Origin of the sequence: Arenibacter algicola (assembly GCF_018860365.1) — a bacterium.
Taxonomy (GTDB): Bacteria; Bacteroidota; Bacteroidia; order Flavobacteriales; family Flavobacteriaceae; genus Arenibacter; species Arenibacter algicola_B.
The window spans coordinates 85,932-110,616 of sequence record NZ_JAHKPO010000029.1 but is presented as its reverse complement, the minus strand read 5'-3'; the positions used below and the strand labels follow the sequence as shown (position 1 = coordinate 110,616).

Annotated in this window: 26 protein-coding genes; 14 read left to right on the top strand and 12 right to left on the bottom strand. The window is 37.0% G+C overall.

The features are described 5' to 3' along the window. Positions 1-4 precede the first annotated feature (4 nt). The 4 genes from KO529_RS22405 to mobC form a co-directional block, all read right to left on the bottom strand. A complete protein-coding gene (locus tag KO529_RS22405) occupies positions 5-3,148 on the bottom strand; it encodes an Eco57I restriction-modification methylase domain-containing protein (protein WP_215950086.1) in 3,144 nt (1,047 codons plus the stop codon). A 274-nt stretch (positions 3,149-3,422) separates the two neighbouring features. Then, complete coding sequence (locus KO529_RS22400; protein WP_215950085.1) at positions 3,423-4,499, bottom strand: Fic family protein; 1,077 nt, start codon at positions 4,497-4,499, stop codon at positions 3,423-3,425. Between the two features lie 179 nt (positions 4,500-4,678). Beyond that, a complete protein-coding gene (locus KO529_RS22395) occupies positions 4,679-6,973 on the bottom strand; it encodes a relaxase/mobilization nuclease domain-containing protein (RefSeq protein WP_215950084.1) in 2,295 nt (764 codons plus the stop codon). A gap of 1 nt (position 6,974) precedes the next feature. Beyond that, on the bottom strand, positions 6,975-7,358 hold the full coding sequence (mobC, locus tag KO529_RS22390) for a plasmid mobilization relaxosome protein MobC (protein ID WP_215950083.1): 384 nt from the start codon (positions 7,356-7,358) through the stop codon (positions 6,975-6,977). A gap of 163 nt (positions 7,359-7,521) precedes the next feature. On the opposite strand from mobC, the gene KO529_RS22385 reads away from it, so the two are divergent. The 14 genes from KO529_RS22385 (at position 7,522) to KO529_RS22320 (ending at position 20,806) form a co-directional block, all read left to right on the top strand. Continuing rightward, positions 7,522-7,749: a hypothetical protein gene (locus KO529_RS22385; protein WP_215950082.1), complete on the top strand. Its 228-nt coding sequence runs from the start codon at positions 7,522-7,524 to the stop codon at positions 7,747-7,749. 607 nt (positions 7,750-8,356) lie between these two features. Next, the gene (locus KO529_RS22380; RefSeq protein ID WP_215950081.1) at positions 8,357-9,040 is read left to right on the top strand and encodes a ParA family protein; all 684 of its coding nucleotides are present in this window, start codon (positions 8,357-8,359) and stop codon (positions 9,038-9,040) included. Between the two features lie 11 nt (positions 9,041-9,051). Then, complete coding sequence (locus KO529_RS22375) at positions 9,052-9,498, top strand: hypothetical protein (protein ID WP_215950080.1); 447 nt, start codon at positions 9,052-9,054, stop codon at positions 9,496-9,498. 9 nt (positions 9,499-9,507) lie between these two features. Then, positions 9,508-9,858, top strand: a complete 351-nt coding sequence (locus KO529_RS22370; protein WP_215950079.1) for a hypothetical protein — start codon at positions 9,508-9,510, stop codon at positions 9,856-9,858. Beyond that, entirely contained in the window at positions 9,791-10,150 is a 360-nt protein-coding gene (locus tag KO529_RS22365) for a TrbC/VirB2 family protein (protein WP_110357174.1), read from the top strand. The genes KO529_RS22370 and KO529_RS22365 overlap by 68 nt, the downstream gene beginning before the upstream one ends. A 12-nt stretch (positions 10,151-10,162) precedes the next feature. Then, positions 10,163-10,486 (top strand): DUF4133 domain-containing protein, encoded by a 324-nt coding sequence (locus KO529_RS22360; protein WP_215950078.1) that lies wholly within the window; start codon positions 10,163-10,165, stop codon positions 10,484-10,486. Then, positions 10,471-13,005 (top strand): TraG family conjugative transposon ATPase, encoded by a 2,535-nt coding sequence (locus KO529_RS22355; protein WP_215950077.1) that lies wholly within the window; start codon positions 10,471-10,473, stop codon positions 13,003-13,005. The genes KO529_RS22360 and KO529_RS22355 overlap by 16 nt, the downstream gene beginning before the upstream one ends. A gap of 10 nt (positions 13,006-13,015) precedes the next feature. Beyond that, positions 13,016-13,633: a hypothetical protein gene (locus KO529_RS22350; RefSeq protein WP_215950076.1), complete on the top strand. Its 618-nt coding sequence runs from the start codon at positions 13,016-13,018 to the stop codon at positions 13,631-13,633. Positions 13,634-13,640: 7 nt separating this feature from the next. Further along, the gene (locus KO529_RS22345; protein WP_215950075.1) at positions 13,641-14,552 is read left to right on the top strand and encodes a type IV secretion system protein; all 912 of its coding nucleotides are present in this window, start codon (positions 13,641-13,643) and stop codon (positions 14,550-14,552) included. A 46-nt stretch (positions 14,553-14,598) separates the two neighbouring features. Then, on the top strand, positions 14,599-15,216 hold the full coding sequence (locus tag KO529_RS22340) for a hypothetical protein (protein ID WP_103441834.1): 618 nt from the start codon (positions 14,599-14,601) through the stop codon (positions 15,214-15,216). Positions 15,217-15,226: 10 nt separating this feature from the next. Beyond that, positions 15,227-16,237 carry a conjugative transposon protein TraM gene (gene traM / locus KO529_RS22335; RefSeq protein WP_215950074.1) on the top strand — a complete coding sequence of 337 codons (1,011 nt, stop codon included), beginning with the start codon at positions 15,227-15,229 and terminating at the stop codon, positions 16,235-16,237. 2 nt (positions 16,238-16,239) lie between these two features. Further along, on the top strand, positions 16,240-17,214 hold the full coding sequence (locus KO529_RS22330; RefSeq protein ID WP_215950073.1) for a DUF4138 domain-containing protein: 975 nt from the start codon (positions 16,240-16,242) through the stop codon (positions 17,212-17,214). A gap of 2 nt (positions 17,215-17,216) precedes the next feature. Then, positions 17,217-17,756, top strand: a complete 540-nt coding sequence (locus KO529_RS22325) for a conjugal transfer protein TraO (protein ID WP_215950072.1) — start codon at positions 17,217-17,219, stop codon at positions 17,754-17,756. Between the two features lie 11 nt (positions 17,757-17,767). After that, positions 17,768-20,806, top strand: coding sequence for a TraQ conjugal transfer family protein (locus tag KO529_RS22320; RefSeq protein WP_215950071.1), 3,039 nt, complete (start codon positions 17,768-17,770; stop codon positions 20,804-20,806). 32 nt (positions 20,807-20,838) lie between these two features. On the opposite strand, the gene KO529_RS22315 is transcribed toward KO529_RS22320, so the two are convergent. From KO529_RS22315 to KO529_RS22280, 8 genes are all read right to left on the bottom strand, one after another. Beyond that, positions 20,839-21,324: a hypothetical protein gene (locus KO529_RS22315; protein ID WP_117018614.1), complete on the bottom strand. Its 486-nt coding sequence runs from the start codon at positions 21,322-21,324 to the stop codon at positions 20,839-20,841. Between the two features lie 360 nt (positions 21,325-21,684). Beyond that, the gene (locus KO529_RS22310; protein WP_215950070.1) at positions 21,685-21,879 is read right to left on the bottom strand and encodes a hypothetical protein; all 195 of its coding nucleotides are present in this window, start codon (positions 21,877-21,879) and stop codon (positions 21,685-21,687) included. 82 nt (positions 21,880-21,961) lie between these two features. Further along, complete coding sequence (locus tag KO529_RS22305) at positions 21,962-22,423, bottom strand: JAB domain-containing protein (RefSeq protein WP_215950069.1); 462 nt, start codon at positions 22,421-22,423, stop codon at positions 21,962-21,964. A 647-nt stretch (positions 22,424-23,070) separates the two neighbouring features. Continuing rightward, a complete protein-coding gene (locus KO529_RS22300; protein ID WP_215950068.1) occupies positions 23,071-23,406 on the bottom strand; it encodes a DNA-directed RNA polymerase subunit alpha C-terminal domain-containing protein in 336 nt (111 codons plus the stop codon). 7 nt (positions 23,407-23,413) lie between these two features. Beyond that, complete coding sequence (locus KO529_RS22295; protein WP_215950067.1) at positions 23,414-23,569, bottom strand: hypothetical protein; 156 nt, start codon at positions 23,567-23,569, stop codon at positions 23,414-23,416. 106 nt (positions 23,570-23,675) lie between these two features. Beyond that, the gene (locus KO529_RS22290; RefSeq protein WP_215950066.1) at positions 23,676-23,969 is read right to left on the bottom strand and encodes a type II toxin-antitoxin system RelE/ParE family toxin; all 294 of its coding nucleotides are present in this window, start codon (positions 23,967-23,969) and stop codon (positions 23,676-23,678) included. Next, positions 23,956-24,198 carry a type II toxin-antitoxin system ParD family antitoxin gene (locus KO529_RS22285; RefSeq protein WP_103442986.1) on the bottom strand — a complete coding sequence of 81 codons (243 nt, stop codon included), beginning with the start codon at positions 24,196-24,198 and terminating at the stop codon, positions 23,956-23,958. The genes KO529_RS22290 and KO529_RS22285 overlap by 14 nt, the downstream gene beginning before the upstream one ends. Positions 24,199-24,280: 82 nt before the next feature. Continuing rightward, positions 24,281-24,592 (bottom strand): hypothetical protein, encoded by a 312-nt coding sequence (locus KO529_RS22280; RefSeq protein ID WP_215950065.1) that lies wholly within the window; start codon positions 24,590-24,592, stop codon positions 24,281-24,283. Between the last annotated feature and the right edge of the window lie 93 nt (positions 24,593-24,685).

The window sequence follows — 24,685 nt, the reverse complement described above, 5'->3', positions numbered from 1 at the left end:
TTTCTTAATTACTTTTCTCCACAATCCTAATTTCCTCCTCCGTCAGCCCATACAATTCATAAACCATCTTATCTATTTCTTTTTCTGTAGTGGCGATTTGCGTTTGCAGTTCTTGTGCTTTTTTCTTGTTCTCCTCAAAAAGTTCCATCCACTCAAATTCATCCTTTTTGGTCAATTCTGGAACAAGTGATAAATCTTCTACTGCTCTTAATTTATTAGTTGCTTTTATGGCTTTGTTGAGTTCTTTTATGAAGTCGCTGAAAGGGAGTTCGTGCCAGTTTTGGAGTTTTTTAGAAAGCCCATTTAATATGTGAGTATGAATTAAGAATTTTATGAAATCTTTTAGACTTTGGAATAGATTATCATTCAAATTATTTAGAATATTTGCTCGATCAAGCATCTTATCTTCTACAGATTTAAAATCTATATGTATCGGAAGATTTTTAATTTCTTTTGATTTAATTTTTGGAAATAATTGGTCAAATTCATTGTTTTCGTTTCGATAGTACCAAAAAATAAGTTTAGAATTTATTAATGGAAGTATAGATTTAATTTCGAATTCAGATTCTTTCTGAGGTTTTATTATGTATGCCGATTGGTCTACTACAAAGTCTTCATTGGTATAACAAGCATATAGTCTATTCCTTCCTGGGATTTGTCGCATAAATAGTCTTGTCCCCTTAAAGAATTCGGGGTTTCTTGGTTCTGCAAGCCATGGCCCATAACTTATGTACTCCTCATTCCAATCCAAATAATATGGATTTACATGTTTACCTCGTACTTCTTTAACATAGGTTTCATTAGTTTTATACGTAGAATTAAACCTAGACAACTCTCTATCTTCCTTTGTTTGTGGCGGTTTACCTTTTCCTACCTGATATTCCTTAATACCTCCCATTACGTCAGTTAAGTCTCCAAGTTTTAGAGATGCCTTTTTTATTTTTTGATGTAATTTCATCCCTATTTCTGATAGAGTTACAGTGAAATTAATATTGAAATTATCATAAAACAGTTTCGGATTGAAATAATTTGACCTCACGAATTGTGTATTTTCAAGAAAACCAAATTGAGCTACTTCAGCCTTACTATAAAAGATATATATAAGAACTTCTACTGAAGCATCTGGAAAAACCTTTGACCCACATTCAATTATAGTACTGATTGTGCAAAAATCCAATATGTATTTTCTTAGTTTCTTAGAATTTTCATTAGCTAAAAAAGCGTTTGGAAGAATATAAGAAACAATCCCATCCGGTTTCTTTATATTTTCAGCTTGTTCGATAAACAAATGGTATAGATCAAATTGGTTTTCCGCACAAATAAAATTTTTAATTAGCCATTCTTGTTGAATGAAATTGAGGCTTCTTGGCCGAACATAAGGCGGATTCCCGATCACCACATCAAAACCACCATCAGCAAAAACATCAGGAAACTCATTTTCCCACTTAAACGCTTTGTCACCAGCAACTTTTTTATCATCGATTAAACTGTTCCCACATTTGATATTGCTGCTTAAGTCGTTCAGTTTTCGGCGTGGCTGTGCAGTACGTAACCAAAGTGAAAGTTTGGCGATTTCCACGCTTTCTTCGTTCAAGTCTACACCATAAATGTTATTTTCAAGAATGGTGTTTTCAATATCTGGAAACTGCAAACCACCACCTAAAATTTTGGTTTTTAGTTCATCAATATAGGTATGTTCCTTAATCAAAAAATCAAGAGCTTGGTTTAAAAACGCTCCAGAACCACAAGCAGGGTCACAAATTGTTAATTGCAATAACCAATCTCGATATTCATCAAGAATTTTAACAAGCCTTTCTATGGTAGTTTTATTACGATTTTTACGACCTTTAAAATACTCTTCTTCGTGGAAGTCTAACTCAATTTTCTTTTCTTCACAAAGTTTACCAACCGTATTTTCTACTATATACTTGGTAATATACTTTGGTGTATAGAATACCCCATCTTTTTTACGCTTGCTGGTCTGTTTGTCAAAATTATCACCCTCTATCTCTGCGTTAACACTTTCAATTTCATTAAGAGAATTTTCGAAAATATGTCCTAGTATATTTACATCTACCTGACTTTCAAAATCATAAATAGATAATTTTGTTGTGTATTTGTACAAAAGGTCATTGTCGATTTCCAGTGCATCAAGAATGGTATCCGGTTTAAACAGACCGCCATTGTATGCGTAGATTTCCGCCCGTTTTTCTGTTCCTCTGCGGCCTATGTCCAGAAAATTGAAATACTGCTTAAAAAGATTGTATAACGGACGTTCATCGCCGAAATCCCAATCATCTTTCCACTTATTTAATATTTGAAGCGTAGAATTAGAAGGTAATAACATTCTATCTTCTGCAAAAAATACAAACAGGAAACGATCTATTAGTTTTTGAGACTTTTTGAACAAGGTTAATTTTACATTCTTCTCGAGGCGTGCAATATCTTCTTGATTTTCAATACCCTCTATTGCTCCTAACCTAATTCTTACGGTTTTAGCATTCCTCTTAACCAAATCGCGATATAGTTCACGCTTGAAGATTGAGTAATCCTTGTAAAAAGCTTTGGTAATTTCTTCTTCTACAACAATAGATGCCTCTTTAATTTTTAGGGATGTATTATTAAGAATGCTATCAATATGTAAACATAAATACAGTAGTTTAAATCTGTCTTGTAAAAGTGTGAATAAATCAAACTCTTCAAACTCCGTGGCATCGTTGATATAAAAACGTAGCTTTTCAAAATTTGATGTAATTACATAGACACATCCTCTTTGATTTGCTTTATAATCGAACGCTTGTCTACGGATACTCTCCAGGTCCTTCGTATTGGTTCCTTTTAATTCAATGACTCCAATAGCATTTCCATCCTTTAGAATTGCACCGTCTGCCTTACGTGCATTCTTTTCATTTTTAAACTCTGTAGTCAGGTTTGAGTTAGGGTTAGGAAATAACGTATAGCCTAATATATTAACGAATAATTCATTAAGAAATATTGCTTGATATTGTTCTTCTTTTGCACTTTTAATATTTTCCTGTATCGCAGTGTTCCAGAAGTATTTTTGATATTTTTTATATGCTTTATCGACTGCTGCTTCGTTTAGTAAAGCGAGATGTGATTTAAGTACGGATGTTTGGAATAATGCCATTAACTATCTTGAAGTATTATTAAGCCTCTAAAATAGTAAAACTTAATTAGCATTAACACTTTAAGTACCTATATGCTAATAGTCTTTTTTACAAAATTCTATTTTATTTATGACAATGTGTCCAACCAATATCAGTTTTTCTAAATGTCACCTTTTTGTATTCCCTCTAGATTGCGGTTTTGAGGTGAATCTTCAACAAATGGGCTTTCATAAAATTCTATAAATATCAATTATACGTTTCATTTCCTTAAACGATTTTAGACACCTAGGATGCCTATAAAACAGCCATTAACCTATGGTTGAGGTATAATTTTTCTTTACCTACTTTTTCAGATATTAAAAACCCAGCTTCTTCCAATGCTATTAGATAATTACCAACAGTTTTGGGTGTTCCTAATTTGGCATCGATTAAAAATTGTCTTTTAGTATATGGCAATCTAAATAATATTTCTACAAGCTCTTTAGTATATACTTTTGGCAAGGTTTCTTTAATTTCCGTGGTCATTATTTGCATTAAATCGGTTACGTCCTTTAAACGCTGTAATCCCTTTTTAGCAGTATATTCTACCATATCGAGCATATATAATATCCACGATTCCCATGCATTATTTTCGGTAACCTCACGTAGTTTGTTATAATAATCAGCTTTATTTTTTATAATATACTCACTTAAGTAAATAGCGGGTGTATCCAGCAATTTTTCAAGTTTTAAATAGAGTAACAACAAAATACGTCCTGTTCTCCCATTACCATCGTTAAAGGGGTGAATTGCTTCAAATTGATAATGCATTAATGCCATTTTTATTAATGGGTCCATAGCATCTTCACCATTAATAAAGGTTTCTAGATTTGCCAATTTCTCTCTTATCACATTTTCACCTATAGGTGGCGTGTAGATAGTTTCACCTTTTGGATTTTTTAAAGCAGTTCCTGGCGTTGTTCTAATGCCAGCGGTATTCTTTTTAATACTCTGAACAATTTCAATGCACAAATTTGTACTTATAAAAGGACGTTTTTCTATATCGCGCAAACCATTCCAAAGGGCTTCTTTATAGCTTATCACCTCTTTAGTTGCAGGGTTATCAAACTTTTTGTCCGCCACTATAGATTTGTACAGATCATCATTGGTAGTTATGATGTTCTCTATTTCGGAACTAGCCTTTGCTTCTTGTAAATGTATGGTGTCCAAAAACAGCGTAGGGTTAGGCAAATTGGTGAGCATACCGTTTAGCTGTGCCAGAGCCCTACTGGCATCAATGGTCTTTCGCAAGACATTAGTGGTTTCCAATGCCGTCTTTGGTGGTAATAACGGTAAATTATTGTAGGGCGTATTTCTATTAAATGCTGCCATTTTGAATGAGGGTAATAATTACTTACGTTTTATTAACGAGGGTAAATATAATAAAAAATTACCTTTGTTTTAACAAGAGAGGTAGAACCTACTCTTGTTCACAACACTAATCAATCTAATCTCACATAAATAATTTCCTATATTATGATTTAAATGTTTTCCGGAACAGAATCGACTAATCAATAAAGGTAAATTCCTTTACGTTTGGAATAATCTGTAAACTCGTCCTTAAATCCATTAAATACTTCTTCATCCTTATATGGTCTATTTCCTAAAAACGTACTGAAGACAAAGGCACTCCTACGCAAAGTAGTTGTCTGTTGCGCATTTAACTTTCGTTTGGATACTTGAAGTAACCGTTCACGCAATCCCTTTTCAAAATGGTATTCCATAACGTCCATATCCAAATTTGGACGTAATTTATCGTAGACCATCATAAAAGCAGCTTTACCGTATAATTCTTTTTCTATCAAATAGGAAAGCCATAAGTTTTTAAGCTGTCCCCTACCCTCATCCAATATGTTGGATATTGTTTTGGATTGCTCGTTCAACACTTGATCTAAATTCTTGATCGATTTAAGGTATGCCTGGGTTTTTAATGCTAACGGAATACTGACCCCATGTTTTGAATAAATAGAGGTGATGGAAATATCATTCCCTATTAGCTTAAAATTAAATCCCTTGGCGTTGAACAGTTTTATATAATCGATTGCGGATTTTTCGTAATGCCAATGAAGCCGTTCCGTTTTATGGAGATATGCCTTCAAACTATGTTCTTCATACCACTTTCCATAATCCGATCTCATTGAACCGTATAGTTGGGGTAATAGCATGGGAAGGAAAAAAGCGGTAGCGTTTAAATCGGCAGCCCTAGCTCTTTTTTCTTCCATTAACATTTCCAATACCCTTTCATTTTGATTGATACAACCAAAGGATATGTAGGCTTCATTCTCATTTGGTATATAATAATTGTCCAGGAACATCTTAACCGAATGGACATCAGAGTTGATATAGGATATAGCGCCATTACTATATTTGAGGCCCAAACCTTGTAACAAATAAAATAAGGTACTTTTACTCCCCGAAATATCGAATACATTGGCTTCCAATACCTTTTTTATAATTGAAACCCTATTTTCCAGTATTTTGAGTTCTTTCTTTGATTCCGTTATACCCAACATATCTCGCATGCTCTCAATTTCCTTTTGTACTGAAATCAACAAGGTACTACCATTATTTTCGGATATGTAATGGTTTAGAAATGCATATCGTTCCGAACTCGCCAAAAAGGGAAGCACCTCCTTAAAACTTATGAGCGATACAAATTCCGATAACAATATATCACGTTTATTGGCATCGAAATAGGCCTTGTATAAGGCATTTTTTATTAGTTTTTGTATTTCAAGAACAAACTGGTTGCTATCCACATCTATGCTGGTTTGCCCATTCACGGAATTGGTTAGATGTGGATGGTTTGCGAAATTTATCCTCGAACTTATTTCCGAAGTTCTACAAATAAATCCTGATTTATCATAGATAATAATGTCACTTAGTTGGCCTTTCCTTCCGTAAAGCAATTCACAATCCAGATTCTGATAGGATTTAAATACATCCGGCAGGTCTTCCATGTGAATGTTCTTGAACAATTTATATGTCGTTACTATTTGCTTTTCCAAACGCTTTTTGACCATAGGTAATAGCTTGGAACTTACGTTCCGTTCAAAAACCTTTTGCAGTTTTGGGCCGCTTAATTGAGGATGTACGTTAGAGCCGTTGATAAATCTTGAACTGTAGCCATTTTCTACATCGACCCCAAAAGATACGCCATCCCTGCCATTGTGGTCTACCATCCTTAAATGGATATGATGCGGACTCAATATTTCGGACAATTCTTTAAAGCTTCGCACCTTGTACTTCTGGAGCATATTGTTTGTGATATCCTGTATATAGAACCTGACCCCGTTAATGTCCTCGTTCTTGAATTGCGGGATCCGATAAATTGGGAGTTCCCTGTCCTGTCGTTTATCAGGAGACGGGGAAAGGCCGAACTGTTTTTCAAGGTATTTTTGGGTGGCTACATTCCTTTTAAAATCATTGGAAAGATTTATCTGCAGACAATCTTCCCTTATGGTGGTCGAGACTATGTGGACATGCTCGTGCTTGGTATCGTGGTGGCGTACCACCATATAAGGTTGTTCTCCATAGCCCATATGTTCCATATACGCTTTGGACAGTTCAAAAAAGTCGGTGTCTTCCAAATGTTCGCCGCGGGGAAGATTGATAGTCGCATGTACATATCGACTTTCAGAATCGTGCCGATTGCCGAGATAGCAAAGGACCCTACCGAAAAATGCTGTGTTGGTATCGGTTTCCGAATAGGTGTTCTGGAAGCCCAGTATAATGCTATCGGCCTTGCCCAATACATAATTCATTACCCCCTGCACATTATTCCGATATAGTATCCTTGCTATCATTTTAATTTCCGTTGTTGATCGTTTCTATAAGTTCTATCATCAGTTCGCTAACCTTTTGCATCTCCCGCTCTAGACTAGCATTTGGGCTTCGCATACTCTTGTAGTTGGCCACCTTTACCAGTTGGTTGATGTTGGATCCTATTTTGTTCAATTGGTAACTGAGGTTCGATATTTCATCTGGAACTCGTTTCTCTTTTATGGTTTCCCTGTTTAGGATAAGCTTTCTTAGGAAAGGCCCGACGGTTCCCCGTTTCCGAAAATCAAGATTATAGGATTGCAGGATGGCCTTTACCTTTTCCAGTTCCGTGCGATTGAACCTAAGCGTTATGGCATGCTCTCGCTTCCTGTCCCCCAAATGTTTTCTCCCGCCTCTGTTACTAACCATTTTTTGAATCGATTTTATCGTTTTTCACTTCGTAAGAAGTAGGCGTTTTAAGATGCTTAAAACATAACTTGCTATCCGTCTACACGGATAAATATAGCAGAATAAAATTGATTACAACAATCTAATAATCAGTATTTTACATCTCAAATGCATATCAGTCCATATGGATATAAACGGGTACAGGCATAAGAATTATATGGTCTTATTTGATGCATTGGAAATGTTGAGAAACAATGAAATACAACTATTTTTTGTGGGTTGGGCGAAGAAAGGTCAAGCGACTTTTTGGGCGCTTGTACTTTTGTGCGGTCCCGAGGAGGTCGTGGAAAACTGGAGGGGAAAGACTTCCCAAGTGGACCGTCGAAGCGTGTCCGCATGGGGAGGGTTGTAGTGGAAGTGTTGCTCGACTTCCGGAGGGATTTGGAAATATACAGAAACCAGCATTATATTAATTCCCGTCCCTTCAAAAACTTAATTAAAAGGTATTAAACCTCAGGGCTTGCCCTGAATCCCATAATAGGAATCGCCCCCAGGGTCAAGGCATTGAACTTAGATCCCGCCGAAAATGGCGGGATTAGTTCAACTTTCAATTTTCATTGCGTCTTACTGACTTCTCAAAATTGAGTTTCACTAATAAACCATATTGAGGTGATGAAAAAAAACCAAAACTCTATCCAGGCGTAAAAAGTGGTAATAATATCCTCTACATGATTAGTAAAAAGTTCAAAAATCCTCAGCAAAAATCAATGCATAAAACCATATGGAACCTCCCACTGTACCTATCTGTTTTGATATGGTTTTATATGATCCTACATTAAATTATTTATTATAAAAACCTGATTATTAATTAATTATATACATATATTTAAATATAAATATAGGTGCATATTCAAATATATTTATATGTAAATATATCCCTATAAATATATATTCATATTCCAATATATGATTATAACGGCTCAATAATATATGTACATATCAAAATATATATCTAGATTATGGAAACAAAAATTATAAGTATCGTAGGTGAAAAAGGTGGTATAGGAAAAACGACCCTAAACCTTATCCTTGCTTCCAATCTTCATTATGCAAAAGGAAAAAAGGTAGTGCTCCTTGATGGTGACAATCCACAGTATTCGATCTATAAAAAAAGACAGCGTGAACTTAGTTTCTTGGATGCTTCGGAAATTAAGGAATTGGAGCCTTACACTATAGAACGGGTAACAGTGGGATCTATCCAAGACACAATTATGAAATATTACGGTCTAATGGATTATATTATACTGGATCTACCCGGGAGTCTGAACATAGAAATGGTCAAGGGCCTGTTATATGTGGAACATATTTTCATCCCATTTACCCACGACGAATTGGAAATAGACAGCACCTCCAATTTCTATTTTACCTTAAAGAACAACTTTCTGGACAATGAGGAGCGGGTACTCAAAAGTGTCAACTTATTTTTCAACAAGTATAAATTGGTAAGGAAAAACAAGTTTTCATTGCTCCGTCAACAGTTCGAAGAAGCCGGCATCCCTATAATGCGAAGTGTGGTCAAGGACAGGACTATATACAAGGAACAATACAGGAATACCCTATACCCTATTCCCGAAAATAAGGAAGAAGGGGATATGGATATTAAAAAATTCCTCGAAGAATTAGAACAGTTATCGAATTTATAAACTAGATTTCAATGGGAAAACAGAAAAAAATCACCACACTTGATCTGCTGGAGCAAATGGCAAATAAAAACCAGGAGACATCAAGTACGCTAGAACAGCTCAAACTAGATCGTATGGGCCTAAAACAACAAACCACTTCCCTCAACGTTAGAAAGGAGGATGCTATTAACAAGTTGGAGAAAAATAGGAAACCGAAGGAAGATAGTCCTTCTGAAAATAACCATAATATGGGAAAACAGTTGGATGTGTTATTGCAAACCGATAAATTGAAAAATAAAAAAGAAACCTTTTTTATGACCATCAACAGCGATTGTGCAATGAAGTACGAAAAACTGGCAATGGGTATTTCCTACAAAATGGGTGTCAAAACCTCAAGGAACGATTTGATCCGAAAGGTTTTGATGGATTTTACGAATAGAAATTATGAAAAATTAATTACGCTCATTGAGCAAAAATAAAACTGAAATTTGAGCAGTTACTGGTACATATTGTTCGGTCTTGCCATTGTTTGGTACGGGTATATCATGTGGGTGCTATTATCCAAAAAAAGCACAAAAACAAAAAAACATTCAAAAAAATTAGATTATTTGCGTTTAAATGATAAATTTGTATATAAATCAGATAATGATAAGACCGATTTAAACGCTGTACTCGACCAGATAAACGAAGTGGAAGACACTTCTAAACTTTTGGAAGCTTTTAGAGAGGGTTCATTTGAAGATGATTCAAATTCCATAACTCGCAAAAAGCATGAAAAACTCAAAGTCATCCGCAACAAGGATACGGCCAATGAAATACCGCCGGAATCCGAAAATTGAAACATTTCTTCTATTTTTAATTCTGTTATCCATAACCGTGTGCTCCTATGGTCAATTCGATCAACTGCTTCAGGAAGCACAGGATTTCAAGAACGATTCGAAAAACCTCTCCAGGGAAATTGTCGATATTATTAAGGTTATTGCTGGTGTGGCCATTGCCATAACCGGTTTGACCTATCTATATATTCGAGATCAGCAGACGGACCTGGCCAATAAATTGGGCAAGATTATTATTGGTATCGCCATTTTTTTTGCTCTGATCGCCATAGGTGAGGAAATAGCTAACATCTAAATTTCCCGTATTATGGAAAACTGCCACATTCCTATAAAGAAAGGGCTGCAAAAAGATGTCTATTACAAAGGTCTCAACGCAAAATACATTTATTACTGTATATACCTTGGTACAGCAGCCATTATAACTGGTCTTATTCTATCCACCTTTATTTCTATGTTGCTTGCCATGCTAATTACTGGTATAGCAATTGTCGTCGTATTCATGATCTTGCTATTTTACTCCAGGACCTATGGTGCCAATGGCTTTGTCAAAAAACTTGCAGATGCTTCCAAACCTGATTCCATCAAAATAGGCAATGACTATAAAAATCTATTGTTATGGGAAAACAGGTAGCTCTTTGGGATGCATTCCCTATATACGGATATGAACGGCAGGCATTAATATCAAAAGAAAGGGGATGTTTAACAATTCCATTACAGCTTATTCTACCCGAAGTGTTCACATTGGACACCAAAGACTATGGTACCCTTCAAGAACTTTTCTTGAACATCATAAATATTTTAGGCCCAAATAGACTCTTGCATAGGCAAGATTTCTTCCTCCAGGAAAACTATACGCCCATATCAGAAAGACTGCAGGGCGATATGATGGAAAGGGCAAACGAAAAACATTTTCAAGATCGTCCCTATTTAGTTGGAACGCATTATTTATATATCAGTGTTGTTCCAGAAAACTATATCAAATACAATTCCAAACGGGCGAACTCCTTTTTAGAGAAAAACCGGGATTTCTATCTGACCCAAACCGTTCCCGATGAATTCATCAATAGTAGTTTGCTAGCAGATTTTGAAGCTCAGGTACAGAACGTGAACAATCTGATCAATTCCTCCGGACTCATAGCATCGCATATTCTTGAATACAACGACTTATTTTCCCAAAATGGACTTTACGCAAAATATTTTGGCCTTAAGGAAAATAACACAAATCTGGTGGATGTAGATTTTGACAACAACACCATACATGTGGGTAATAAACAAGGACAGTTTTTTACCCTTGAAAACTTGGACCAGTTTAATAAGGACCATATCGGTACCTACGAATTTTATGGAAAGTTCACTACCCGACAAAACCGGTTTCCTATAGGCAATCTTTTTTCTTTAGGTTTCAAAGTTCCCCATGAGCACGTTATTAACCAATATATCTATATTCCAAATCAAGAAAAAGTCCTCACAAGCTTAAGAAAAAAAGCCAAAAGCTTTCTACGGTTCGGTAATGGCAAAAAAGATGACAGCAATGCCATCTATGCGGACCAGATTTATGATTATACCAAAGAAATTTTGGAAAATCATAAGGAATCTGTTTTTTACCATCTCAATGTTTTTGGTTTTGATGAAGTAGGGAATCAGCCCAAGCAAATGGAAAACTCCATTACAAGCGCTTTCAAAAAACTAAGGATAAATGCCAAACACAACACCATAGACCGTAAGAACCTTTTCTTTGCAGGTGTAGCCGGAAACGCAATCGGGATATCTTCCGATATGTACATGCCCATGCCCAGTGATATGGCCACTGCCCTACTCTATTTTGAAGGTGGTTATAAAGATGCAACCAGGGCTGTTGATGGATTGCGGTTGGTTGACCGAATATCTGGTCAACCGCTTTCAGTATCTGTGTACAGGGAACCGGAAAAAAAAGATTGGATCTTCAATCGGGGCATGTTGGTCGCCTCGGGATCAGGTGGTGGCAAGTCTTATTTAGCCAATCATTATTTTGCTTCCGAACTAAGACAGGGCGCGGAGGCCATAATTATGGAAGATGGCAACTCATACGATAGACTTACTGAAGTATTTGGCGGTGTAACGTTGCAGCACGATGATGAAAAGCCGTTTACATTCAACCCCTTTTTATTGGACAAATATGATTCTCTTGAAAGTGACGTCAAGGGCAAAACGTTGGCTCAAGGAAAGCTAGTTTACCTTGTAACCCTTCTAAAATTGATTATTGGTCAGGATGGGAATATAGGCGGATCAGAAATAACGAATACCGTTTTGGAATTTTTGATTACCGACTATTACGAATGGATGTGGAAAAATGAAGACAAAAATTATAAGTTCGATACCTTTTTTGAATACTGCAAAATCTACATTGCAACCTATATTAAAACTAAAAAGGTCCCAAAGGAAAAGTTCGATCCTGATGTGTTCATGTTCCTTTTGGAAAAATACTATGCCAATGGCACAAGGGGAAGCTTACTGAACAAATTGGACGATCGGATTTCCAGCCTAAGTGATGAAAAGATTATTTATTTCAAATTGGGCAAATTGATTGATAACGAACTGCTATTTCCTATTACCGCCTTGATGATTATGGAAATATTCAACAAGAAGATGCACGACCCTTCTAAATTATCCATTAATAAAATACTGGCCGTCGACGAAGCCTGGAAGGCTCTAGTAAGACCGGAACTTGTACACTACTTTAACAACCAGTCCAGAATGGCCAGAAAGTTGGGCGGCCAGCCAATCTTCATTTCCCAAAAAGTTGATGATTTTATATCCTCTGAAATCATCAAAAATGCTATTGTGGTCAATTCGCATATAAAAGTGTTTTTGGATATGCGCGACTTTGCCAGATCCTTTGATAAAATACAGTCCTTAATGGGATTGGGTGAAAAACAGAAACAACTCATTCTTTCTCTCAACAAAGACCTACCAAAAGACAGGAAATTCCGTGAGGTTGCATTTTGTTGGATGGACAAGGTAAAGGTGTATGGTGTGGAAACATCTTTGGAAGAAAAGTGTATTTATGAAACCAACCCCACCGAAAGTGCCAAGATCAAACAACTATACAATAAAAATCATAAAAATTGGGAATTGACGGCTAAGGCATATGCCTTTGACAATAACCTATAAAACCAAAAAAATGAAACTAACCCCAGTAATTCTGAGTCTAATGCTCCACCTAGCAATTTTTTCCCAGATTCCAGTTACAGATGTTGCCACCAACACTAGCGTTGGGATGGTCAACAGCCAGCTCATGAATATCAACCTAGAGCTAAAAGCTGTAAATAAAAACTTGTCCCAGTTGATTAATCTAATGGAGAAAAACAATAATGAAACCTCTAAATCCAGAGAAATTCTGAAAGAAGAGCTAGAAGCTAAGAAACAGGCACCCAAATATGTGACCGGATCGACCGATGTGAGTTTGGCCATAGAACTAAAAATGAAGATTCTCGAAGCATATAGAACTTCCAAACAGACCGTCCAAGAATTGGAATATTTGGAGCGAAAGGAAATCGATGAATTTATTGGTTATGCCACCAACGCTCTTTTGGAGACTAAAAATCTATTTCAACAATGCAATGAAATTATAAATACCAAAGCCATCATTTTGCCCGAGGAACGGCTAAAGAAGGTCGATGCCATTAACCTTAAACTGGAAACCATTTTGGACAACCTAATTGTTTATAATCATAAACTATCACAAATCAATTCCCTCCGAGAATCTCGCCGCACATTGATCAATATGAATCAAAACTAATCATGGTATGAACATCACTGACAAAGGAATACGGGAATCGGTCAATGAACTTTTTGATCAATATATTTTAGATGCCTACGAAATTGTAGACCCGATGATAGAAATCGGTCAGGTTTTCGCATGTATTGGTATCTCGGTTTTTGCCATTCTAGTGTTTCTCAATAAGGATAAGCGAGCTGATATTTTCGAACATCTCAAATGGATGCCATTGGCCTTTGTCCTTTTTAATTATCGGGCCCTGACAAGGACCATTCTTGAATTCTACCAAGGAATTGGAATGTCCCTAAAGGCTAATGATATTTCATGGGACGTCCTCCATATTAAAATTTTGGTGGCCCAGACAACAGCTATGGTAGATTTTGGTGTTTCCTGGGTACTTCTACAAGGAGATCCGGAGGCTATACAAGTACTTGTTCTCGGGGCTTTCACTTCCGGTGTTACTGCCATTGCATCCGTTATTTCCGCCGTTGTATTCGTGGGAATAAAAGCAATGTCCGTAGTCTATTTGTTCGTGTTGATAATATTTGGGCCATTAAATATAGGGTTATCCTTCATCCCTGTATTTTCAGGTATGTGGAAGGCATGGCTACAAAAATTCATGAGTGTCTGCCTATGGATACCCATGCTTCACCTTATCGATAACTTCATGTTGCACGTGTTGGATAAGCTCATAGACTCACTACTATCAGAAAGAGATGCGAACTTAGGTTTAGTGCTCACCTGTGGTATATTGATGTTGATGAACGTTTTTGTTTATCTAAAGGCCCCAATATTATCCAACTTCATCGTCCAGGGAATGAGCGTTAGTGCCGGCCATTTGAAGGATCAGGCAAAACACTATGTGAAAAAAGTAGTACAAACGACAGTTGATGCAAACACGGGAGGAGCTACAAAGGGAGTAAGAACCTTAATACAATAAGCGGTTTAACGATAAAAATTGACTTTAAACGATATCAAAAAAACAGATGGACGGTAATTATAAGATTTTCAACGATTTAAGCAAGATTGGTAGTAGGAGTAATAAAGTGCTATATGTATCTTTAATTCTCACGTTCGTAACCACTATCCTCAATATCTTTTATACCTACAAGACGAACGAGAGCGCCAAAAACAATTTCTATCTGCTCGATAACGGCCAGAAGCTGGCTGCCGTCAGGATAAAGGACTACAAGCGGGCAATAGATATTTTATGTGAAGGCCATATTGCCAATTTCCATGAATTGTTTTTTGCGTTGGAACCCGATTTACGCCATATCAAGAGAAATATCGAAGATAAGGCGCTGTATATGGCCGATCATTCGGTACAAAGGCTGTACAATCGTTTGATCGATCAAAACTATTACGAGGATATCGCCAAAAGTGGCTATTCGATAGAGATAGAAAAGGATTCAATTTTCGTGGATTACTCCGAATATCCATTTCCATTTCGATTCGTTGGAAAACAAAGGATTTTAAAGAGTGGCAATGTGGAATATCGGAATATGATAACCAAAGGGTACTTGGTAGAGACCAACTCAACTCCAAATAATTTGAACGGACTTAAGATTATAAAGTTCGACGTTTTAAACAACCAAGATTTGTAATTACGAACCTATGAATCGCAAAATTGACCAATTCAATCTTTGGATAAAACGGCATAGACTGTTCGCTTTCTTTGCCCCTATTATAGTTCTTCTGGCAGTATTCTTTGTAATGACCAGTATCAGTACTATGGGCAAGGACAAGCACAAAAGTAACAATGACGATGCGTACAACAATAATTTGCCGGACCATAACAAACAACTCGATGCTACGAAACCTAACGATATTTACAAAAAGTTACAACAAGATTCACTTGATCAATTGAGGTCAAAAGGACTCTTCAAGAGCATTTTAGAAACCAAGAATGAGAAAGATTCCTTAGAACGTATTTTAGAGGAACTCAATAACTTTTCTTTGGATGAAAAGGAAAACAGTAGCAATAGGAGTGTCAAGGACACTTCATATCCCGAAACAATTATTCCCGAGTACACTTCCAAAACCACGGATGCACAAAAAAAACTGGAATACAGAAATCTATTGATGCAAGCAAGGGATCAAAGGCTTGCCCGTAGTCAGGATTATTCCGCTCCATATACAGAACCATCCACCGACTCAAAGACAAATACAATAGCATTCGATGCAGCAATTTACCGTGACCAGTTTATTTTACCTGGTAACCGTGTTACCCTGATCTTAAAGGATGATATCTATTACAAGGGTAGGCGATTCCCTAGGAATACATTTGTATACGCAACAGCCAACGTGAAAGGATCAAGGGTTTTATTGGAAATAACCAATATTGACAATTTAGCAATGGAATTGACCGCAATTGATCAGGAAGATGGCATGGTCGGACTGCACAATGAGCGAGCTGGTCAATTGTTGCAGGAATTCACAGCCGATATTCAACAACAAAGTGTAAACGAATTATCGGAGGCTGTCGGCGAAACAGTAGAAATTCCATTGGCACAAAACCTGGTACGCTCCTTTGGCAATTTTTTCCAAAAGAAAAAATACAAACAGAAAGACAAGATACTTTTGGTAAATGGAGACCGTGTAATTCTAAAACCAAAAAAAATATAGTGATGATGAAGGCACTATTGCTCATATCGGTCCTATTTTCAGGGTGTGCGTTGGTTGGCCAAGCCTCTAGCGATACCTTGCAAATATCAAAGGACTTCAAGACCATTCTTATTTTTCCTGAAAACATTTCCGAAAGTAGTATCGGCAACGATTTCGGTTTTATTGTGGACTTACCAAAACCGGAAGGCGGCAAATTTAGTGGCCGAATAATAAAACTCTATTACGATGAACTCGCCATCGAAAAAGAAAATGTAACCAACTATTTGGTCATTACTGATACTGGAAACGTTTACGATTTTGTATTGGAATTGGTTGCGGTTCCGGAAAAAACGACATGGTACATCACTCAAGAAATGGCCGTTGCCAACATTGAGGGAAAACCAATTGAAAAAAGGAATGAAAATCAGCGGCAGATAGCAACACCTGAGAAGCTTAACAATGAAATGGAGAAAATGGACACTATTTCTCATATTAAAAACTCCGACAAAATAGTTGCTGGTAATTTTAAAGATAGTGCTACCAAAGAATTGTACCTATCCGACCCCTTGGAATATTATCGCCTTCGATGTTATTATATGCAATTCGACAAGCCTAAAATCAGTCGGTATTTTTCTAGATTGGACAATGTTTTCCTATGGCTAAAAGGTGTCTACTATAACGAGGACGAGCTTTATTTTCAATATAGAATAGAAAACAAGGAAGGCCTTGATATGGATATCAATTTTATAAAGCATCAAATTGCAACCAACTATAAAAATAGCAGTAGTAACCAAAAAATGGAGCTCAAACCGGTTTTTGTATATAAACAACCTAAAACCATTGCAGGAAAAAGCGAGAACCATTTTGTTGTGGTATTTAAAAAGTTTGCCTTGGATGAGAAAAAAGAGGTTCTGGTGGAATTGGACGAAGAGTCCGGCAACCGCAATCTTTCATTGCGCATTGGCCATGAAATTATCAATAATCCCATAAACTTTTAAAAATGAGGAACTCTATAGCCGTTTTGGCACTTTTCATTACGACAACGGCATATACGCAAAGCGGTAATTATGCCTCATCGGTCGGAATAAGCGGGGGTTACGCGGAGGATGGCTATGGTATAATGGCCACGTTCAATTACCACGTAAACAGAGAGCGTTATGTGCAATTAAGCATATTCGCCGCCATTGCAGAGGATAAAGGTACGTTTGATATTCCTTATAACATTTTCACTGTACAGCCCGGATACTTCATCAAGATTTGGGAACAGAAAAATTTTAAACGGTATGCCGTCAATTTTGGCGGTGGGGCAATTATCGGATACGAGGTCATTAACAATGGCAGCAACTTGCTTGAGAACGGAGCGATCATAGATGCTAAAAGTCAATTTATATATGGAGCCTATTTGGGACTGGAAGGGGAAATAACCCTCAGCAATGATTTCTCCTTTTTACTAAAGGCCAACGAATACTATCACGTCAATAGCGATATAGGAAATTTTTATCCTTATGTCGGAATCGGTCTTCGCTATTTTCTGTTCTAAACTCATTGAAGATGAAAAACTACAAAAGAGTAACTAAAGTAGTGCTGGGGCTTGTCGCCTTAATATCAGTGCTTATCATTGCTTGTAGCAAGGATTTTGAGGATATAATTTTGGATGATTTTGATTTTGATTTCTCCATTGAACAGCCTGAAACCAGTTTCGTTTTTGAAAGTGCCAAAACTTTATTTTCAATTGTTCCTGAAAAAGAAATAAGTACTGTTCATTATTATGCGCGATTTACGACTTTGAATGGCAAAGGATACTTCATGAACATGTTAGGCGATACTATCCTTGAGAATGATACGCTGAACATTATAGACAAGCAGTGGTCATATAATTATGTAGCCATCGATACTGGCATGCATAAAATTAACTTCATTGCTTGGGATTCAAATGCCAGGGAGAAAAAATTGGAACTATTGCACTATGCCAAATACGCCAGTTTTAGCTTTTTGCTAAACAAAGGGGTCAACGATTTTATCATCAATTCCAAGAATCCTGTGAACGTTACACTACTTAGGGATAAGGAAACTGAAAACCCCGATAATAAAGGGGAATTTGAAATAAGGTATCAGATAGAAAATGGAACCGGGAAACTCTATTTGAAAGAAGAAGCCTTTGACGCTGGAAAGCCATTTAACTTACCAAAAGGAATTTCAGAGATGGGATACCTTCCAGATACCTTGGGCGAACATAAATTAATCGTTACGGCCAAAGCTCCTGATGGTGCTACCTTGACCGAGGTTCTTCTTATTACTGTACTTAACCTCGGCTTTACAATTAATGCCACTGCTGCATCGACCCAAGTGGAATTGAATACTAATTTGGCCGTCGCCATAGATCTGAGGACCCAAGACGAAGAATCTGACGTAGCATATGAAATTACCCATTCCTTTTCATCTACTAGCGAAGGTGCAGGTATCGTGCGCGACCAGAACGGTGGCGTAATGGATCCAGGTAAATTTAGGCCTATAATTCCCAATTCCTACAATTTCACTTTTACGAGTACTGAACTGGGAAAACGGACAATATTCTTTGATGTGAGGGATTCCAACGGACAGATAAAACAGGACAGCGTTGAAATCGAGGTGGCGAACATCCCATTTACTTTTTCCGGTAATTCAGAAAGCAATTCAGTTTTTTTAAATGAGCGTACTCAACTCAATTTTAATATTAAATCCAATGGCAACACAGAGAATATAGATTACAATATTTCCTATGAAATTGTGGAGGGCAACGGAAGGCTGACCGGGATCCATGACAACACCCTACAGAACTCAACAGGCTATCCAGTGGAACTTGGCAACTTTTCACTTTTTTATTATCCAGAAAGTTTAGGTTCGCACCAAATTTCATTTATTGTAACCGACAATTACGGTCAGGAAGTGGGGCCGGTCAATATTGACCTTGAAACTAAACAGAACGATTTTACATTGAGTATGACCCCGTCAAAGACTTCCGAGTTTGCAAATTTACCAGTAGATATAATTATTGACATCAATGAAATACCTGAAGGAACCAATGATACTTATGAAGCCTTTTATTCATCCGGCAGAAATAGTTCACTTCGAGTAAACGGAATAGAATACGGACCAGGCGAAAAATTTCAACTTGTACCAAATAACAATAATGTAGTCTATACTGGTACCCAAGCTGGTCAGCATGATATAGTTCTGAGTGTAGAGTCAAGTGCAAATGTGACTCATACTGCGAATACTATGGTGAACTACAACCAAGTGGATTTTCTGTTCACAGGTGGAAGTCAAAAAACAGATATTTCAGTCGGGGAGATCACCTCGCTTAACTTCAACATTTCGGAAAGTATTGGTTCTTCAGAATATAATATCAGATATAGCTCAAACGGCAATGCCCTTATTAGGAATGAAAATGGCACAGAAGTGAGTGCAGGAAATATTTATGATATTCCCAAAGGAAATTTCAACTGGAGTCTGGAAGGTACCGACGAGAGCAATATCAATTTAACCTTTTATGTTCAAAACGATACCGGTCTGGAAAAAACGGTTACCATATCCATCGGCGTAACGCCAAAGAATTATAATTTTACAGCAAATGCGACACAATCACAGGTTTATATTGGAGAAACTGTAGATATTAATTTCAATATTACCGAATTGGGCATCGGAGGAGATAGCTATGTGATGTATTTTTCATCCGGAGGCAGCAACGGTAGCTTTGAATTTCAAGGCAATACTTATGCGGCAGGTGAAAGTTTTAACGTTCCAGTTGGCTCTTTCCAGGGAAGGTATACTGGTATATCTGAATCCAACCATAATATTGAGTTTACGGTCAGATCATCTTCAGAGGTTGAAAAAACAGCAGATGTAAATATCAATTTTGAAAAGTATGAAGAATTTTTTGATCTTACTATCGGCCAATCAACCCAAGATAAATATGAAAATCAACCCTTCCTATTGAATGTGGTCACAAATGCCGCCTCTGGACACGATACAACTGTCATGTACCAAATGACATTTGAATTCGCCGATATGAATGGGGGTTATATAAACCATCAGGGAAAGATATATAGGGAAGGTGAGGTTATTCCCCTGGAGTACGGGTCTGTTGCGATGCAGTTTTATCCACAAATCGACGACAGTTTTACTATTAATTTCCGTGTCGAGAATTCAACCGGCATATCACAGACCACCAGTGAATCGATATTAATGCTTAAAAAGCCCACAGCAGCCGTCAAAGGAGAGAAGCATAATATACGATGTGGTGGTCTAAATGGCTGTGACTACGTGGTTCGGATATATACCTGTTTTGCTGCAAATTGTTCCGAAGCGTACAACGGTGCTACTTTACAACAGGTGGAGGTTCGTATTTACAACATTGATGATAGAAGATGGGATACAATGCTATTCAATTACAATGACGCCAGAGGAACGGGTGTTGAACGTTATTTTGAACTAGAGGAAGAACCCAGAGAGAATAGACTTAAGTATCTAGACCAAGATTATGAGGTTAGGGTACAGGACAGTAATGGACAATGGAGTAATACCGTAAGGGGGTCAATAATAAGAGTCTAAAGGAAAAGGTAACATAAGAACCATTATGGGAATTAACTTTTTTTGAGAATAATGGTTACCAAAACATCGGTGCCGCCAAGATTATCCTGGGTCTCTACCACAAGTTTATTTTTGGTAAACTCCATTATCTTCATTTCATTTCGTGTTTCAAAAACGATACGATTATTGTTTACGAGTTGATAAGTGTCGGTTTCTATCGTAGTAAAAGCTTGATTTCCATCACAAGCAAGCCCGTTCTCGTTAATGTTATAAACACCTTTCTCGCCTTCTCCCCTTTCAGCAAAAAAGGTCAAATTATCTTTGATACATTGTTTGATTTCCTGTGTATTGAACAAATCTATATTTGAGGTGCCGTCGCCATTGATATCCACTGCCCTATCGGTCATAATAGATTGATATTCCCATTGGCCCAGTAAGGCTTGAGCCTTGTCCGATTCTGAAAGATTATCATTATCATTACTACATGCAAAAAATATCAAAATAGAAAAAATGAGAAAAACATTAGTAATAATTTTCATCTGTTATTTTTTTGTTTTTAAAAGGTCAGACCTGCCCGACTACTTCATTCAGGCGGGTGTAATTCGCCAATAATCATGTACTCACGAGTTTTTATTTTAAATTTTGGAGTTCGTGAATCTTCGATTTCGGTTGATATCAAGAATTTTCATGGCTCATTTCATAAGAACATGTTTTAGACCTTTGCATAAAGATAAATATTATGAGCGTAGGTATGGCAATCATTAAAACACTAATTATATCTTCATTTAATTAAACTTCCATAAATTTACAAAAACCCTTTAGTGTAACACCTGTTGCCCTGTTTGGCCTCATGGCTCTGGCTTTAGGGTTTTGTTTCTTTAAATTCTTAAGTAGAGGATTTAATCCCGATGAAACCCATACTTTACCAACTCTTTTAATAAAGATTCATAATGCCTTTCCGGAAAGTCCCTTCGTTCATTCAGGAAATGGCGTAGGGTATCCCTTGGCATTTTACAGTTGTCCTCCAACTTCCTAATAGAGAGAGCTTCCCGTTCCAACAACCAATTTCTTAGGGGTACAAACTTATAATCCATAGTGGTATAGATTTTTGAACTTATTACAAAAGTACTTAAAAGCGTACAATTTAAATTATATATTTTAATCAAAATGAAGGACTTAAAAAAGCCCTTCATCTGCGAAGGAGTAATATCCCTCCCTGGTGATTATTATACTGTCAAGGGTTGATATGTCCACCAACTTAGAGGCTTCCCTCAATTTGTTGGAGATCTGTTTATCTGCTTCTGAAGGTTTCAGATTGCCAGATGGATGGTTGTGAACCAGGATCAGGGAGCTTGTTTTGATCAGGATGGCATGTCGCAGCACATCCTTTGTCGAAATGAGACAACCGTTATCGGTGCCAGATGTTAGATGGTGTATGTTCACCACCTGATTTTTACGGTTCAAATGTATGACCTTCACTTCTTCGTGATCGTCCATTACATCGTCAAAATATGGATAAATGAACTCTCTCACGGAACTCGAAGAGGTTATTTGAAAAGTGGGTAGTTCTGTTCTCCTGTAAATGGCCGTTAGCTCTCCAACGAAATCTTTAAAGGTTGCGATTCGAATGTCTTTCATAATAGTATGTTTTTAAGATTATGCGGCGAAAAAAATCAACAGGAGCGTAGCGGTGGGGATAAGTCCATGTGGAGATTTTAAAAAATTGTGGTGGGCTCCCCCGACAGGAGGGATACCCCATTTTTTCAAATACTACATGGACAGGGCAAATGCGGCTTGATTAAATTGCGGCATAAGTATGAAAAATGAATTTTTAGGCTGGCACCTACCCTAATAAATAAGAAACTCCCAGATCATTTTGGAAGAGTTCGATTCCCTTTTTAAAACGAACCCAGTTAGATCGGTATAGAAATTAATTGTAACCATAAAATATTGATATTAGGACGATTCCGCCCATAGTCGATCCCTTAGTCCTGAAAAATTACGCAAGTGCGGAATCCCAATGTTCATGTTACACGCTAACTCGAACCGATGTCCTTTTTTTGCATATATCAAATGGATATCTTGCTAGTAGAGGGTCAAAATGGTTGTCTTTTTAATGGAAAAAATGATAAGAATAAAAAAAATAGAGATAAAGTTTCCTAAATGGAAATGATGGCAAGTAAGTTTGGGATTGGGAATAATTTACATATTTACAAATGTAAATTCAATAGAACTATTACATGTAGCAAAAGAACTGCTGAAAGTTTGGCTAGAAGGTTAATGTGCTAAGGTTTCATTTGCAGATTGGCGAACAGACAAAGTTCCTTTATCTCGTCGACAGTTCTTCTTCCTGCATTCTTGGTGCCCAAAAGTTTCTTCATCGAGAGCTTGGCCAAGTCCTGGGTCGTTCCTTCCCATATGTCGATATGGTCTATTGCTTTCAATACGTTCAATGCCCGGGTGGACAACGGCAATTGGCAGATCTTGGTGTTCTTGTCAACGTTGACAAATTTGGATATCAAGTTGACCTCCTCTTCCATTTCCTTATAAAGGAGAGGAACTTGTTTCTTGAATTTTCTTATGGTGGATAGGGCTTCCAAAAATTCATAGTAAGTGATCATGTTCTTTTTATTTTTCGATCTCGAACGCTTTTAGCTTGGGTATGCGTACCCTATCCGGTTCCTGCTTTTGAAAATCTTTTATTTCTTGTACGACAAGATTCATGTCCTTCAAAAACTCGGTATCCGCCCCGTTTTCCTTTGCGACCTGATAATAGGCCTCCAAGTTGGCACGGTAAATAAATCGTGACCGACAGTCACGAACGCCGGGACATCATTTTTGATGCATTTTATCAATATGCCCTTTTGGTCTTTCATCATTTTATTAAACTTTATAAATGTTCAATGAAGTTCATGCGTTTGCCCAAAATCCTGATAATAAAAATTTCGTTTGCATTGTGAAATTGATAAAAAATTACATGGGCTTTATAACTGAAATATTTTAAGGAATCGGCAATTGTCGAGGCATCTTTGGCCAATTCTGGTCGTTCAGCTAGTTCTTCCAAAAAACCTTCCAGATCGAGTAAGTACTTGGTCGCCTGGTCAGGGCCAAAAAACTTTATTCCGTACTTATACATACCCACTAGGTCATATTGTGCCCTTGCAGATAAACTATAATTCCCCATTATCCACTTTTGCGATAATGTCGCTTATTTTCAGATTGCTTCTTCCGCTTTGCAACCCTTCATCTATGGCAGTTTTAAGTTCTAGGAGCTTCATATTCTGTTCTTGATCCTTTCTTACCAAATCTCTTATGTATTCACTATCATTGGTAAAGTCCCCCGCCTGAACCCTAAGCTTTATCCAACCATCCTGTTGATCGGTAAAAGTGATTGATTTTCTTACTGTTTCCATAATTTTAAATTATGGTGCAATATAGTTCTTTTTTGCACCATATTCAAAAATACTTGTTTTCTAACCACCCTTTATTTGAATTTTAAGCTTTGTTTAATTTTCTGATTCGGTTTGCGATTTTCTCGATGCCCTTGCGCTCTCCCGTCTCGATATATCTTGCGGCAAAGGTATTGCAAGAATTGCACAACCCTTTTAAAATAACGTCATTAAGGTTATTTAGATAACTTTTATAGTTGACCAACTTTTTACTTTGGGCACCACAATTACAAAATATAGAGTTCACCGCAATTTCTATGTCCTCTTTATATGAAGGACCAAACATTATTTGCAATTGAAAGGAATCTATTTCAACTTCATCATCATGAATTATATGATTGGTTCTTTTTATGGTCATGTAATATCGTTTATTTAGACTTTATGTTTCGGGATTACTTCACCCCAATTTAGATTTTTTGATTTGGAAGCGTGCCTAAGGGTTTGGGCTCCG

Bases quoted from the DNA above. Each gene is read 5' to 3' on its own strand.
- KO529_RS22405 (WP_215950086.1), bottom strand. From the start codon at position 3,148: ATGGCATTATTCCAAACATCCGTACTTAAATCACATCTCGCTTTACTA.
- KO529_RS22400 (WP_215950085.1), bottom strand. From the start codon at position 4,499: ATGGCAGCATTTAATAGAAATACGCCCTACAATAATTTACCGTTATTA.
- KO529_RS22395 (WP_215950084.1), bottom strand. From the start codon at position 6,973: ATGATAGCAAGGATACTATATCGGAATAATGTGCAGGGGGTAATGAAT.
- mobC (WP_215950083.1), bottom strand. From the start codon at position 7,358: ATGGTTAGTAACAGAGGCGGGAGAAAACATTTGGGGGACAGGAAGCGA.
- KO529_RS22385 (WP_215950082.1), top strand. From the start codon at position 7,522: ATGGATATAAACGGGTACAGGCATAAGAATTATATGGTCTTATTTGAT.
- KO529_RS22380 (WP_215950081.1), top strand. From the start codon at position 8,357: ATGGAAACAAAAATTATAAGTATCGTAGGTGAAAAAGGTGGTATAGGA.
- KO529_RS22375 (WP_215950080.1), top strand. From the start codon at position 9,052: ATGGGAAAACAGAAAAAAATCACCACACTTGATCTGCTGGAGCAAATG.
- KO529_RS22365 (WP_110357174.1), top strand. From the start codon at position 9,791: ATGAAAAACTCAAAGTCATCCGCAACAAGGATACGGCCAATGAAATAC.
- KO529_RS22360 (WP_215950078.1), top strand. From the start codon at position 10,163: ATGGAAAACTGCCACATTCCTATAAAGAAAGGGCTGCAAAAAGATGTC.
- KO529_RS22355 (WP_215950077.1), top strand. From the start codon at position 10,471: ATGGGAAAACAGGTAGCTCTTTGGGATGCATTCCCTATATACGGATAT.
- KO529_RS22350 (WP_215950076.1), top strand. From the start codon at position 13,016: ATGAAACTAACCCCAGTAATTCTGAGTCTAATGCTCCACCTAGCAATT.
- KO529_RS22345 (WP_215950075.1), top strand. From the start codon at position 13,641: ATGAACATCACTGACAAAGGAATACGGGAATCGGTCAATGAACTTTTT.
- KO529_RS22340 (WP_103441834.1), top strand. From the start codon at position 14,599: ATGGACGGTAATTATAAGATTTTCAACGATTTAAGCAAGATTGGTAGT.
- traM (WP_215950074.1), top strand. From the start codon at position 15,227: ATGAATCGCAAAATTGACCAATTCAATCTTTGGATAAAACGGCATAGA.
- KO529_RS22330 (WP_215950073.1), top strand. From the start codon at position 16,240: ATGATGAAGGCACTATTGCTCATATCGGTCCTATTTTCAGGGTGTGCG.
- KO529_RS22325 (WP_215950072.1), top strand. From the start codon at position 17,217: ATGAGGAACTCTATAGCCGTTTTGGCACTTTTCATTACGACAACGGCA.
- KO529_RS22320 (WP_215950071.1), top strand. From the start codon at position 17,768: ATGAAAAACTACAAAAGAGTAACTAAAGTAGTGCTGGGGCTTGTCGCC.
- KO529_RS22315 (WP_117018614.1), bottom strand. From the start codon at position 21,324: ATGAAAATTATTACTAATGTTTTTCTCATTTTTTCTATTTTGATATTT.
- KO529_RS22310 (WP_215950070.1), bottom strand. From the start codon at position 21,879: ATGGATTATAAGTTTGTACCCCTAAGAAATTGGTTGTTGGAACGGGAA.
- KO529_RS22305 (WP_215950069.1), bottom strand. From the start codon at position 22,423: ATGAAAGACATTCGAATCGCAACCTTTAAAGATTTCGTTGGAGAGCTA.
- KO529_RS22300 (WP_215950068.1), bottom strand. From the start codon at position 23,406: ATGATCACTTACTATGAATTTTTGGAAGCCCTATCCACCATAAGAAAA.
- KO529_RS22290 (WP_215950066.1), bottom strand. From the start codon at position 23,969: ATGGGGAATTATAGTTTATCTGCAAGGGCACAATATGACCTAGTGGGT.
- KO529_RS22285 (WP_103442986.1), bottom strand. From the start codon at position 24,198: ATGGAAACAGTAAGAAAATCAATCACTTTTACCGATCAACAGGATGGT.
- KO529_RS22280 (WP_215950065.1), bottom strand. From the start codon at position 24,592: ATGACCATAAAAAGAACCAATCATATAATTCATGATGATGAAGTTGAA.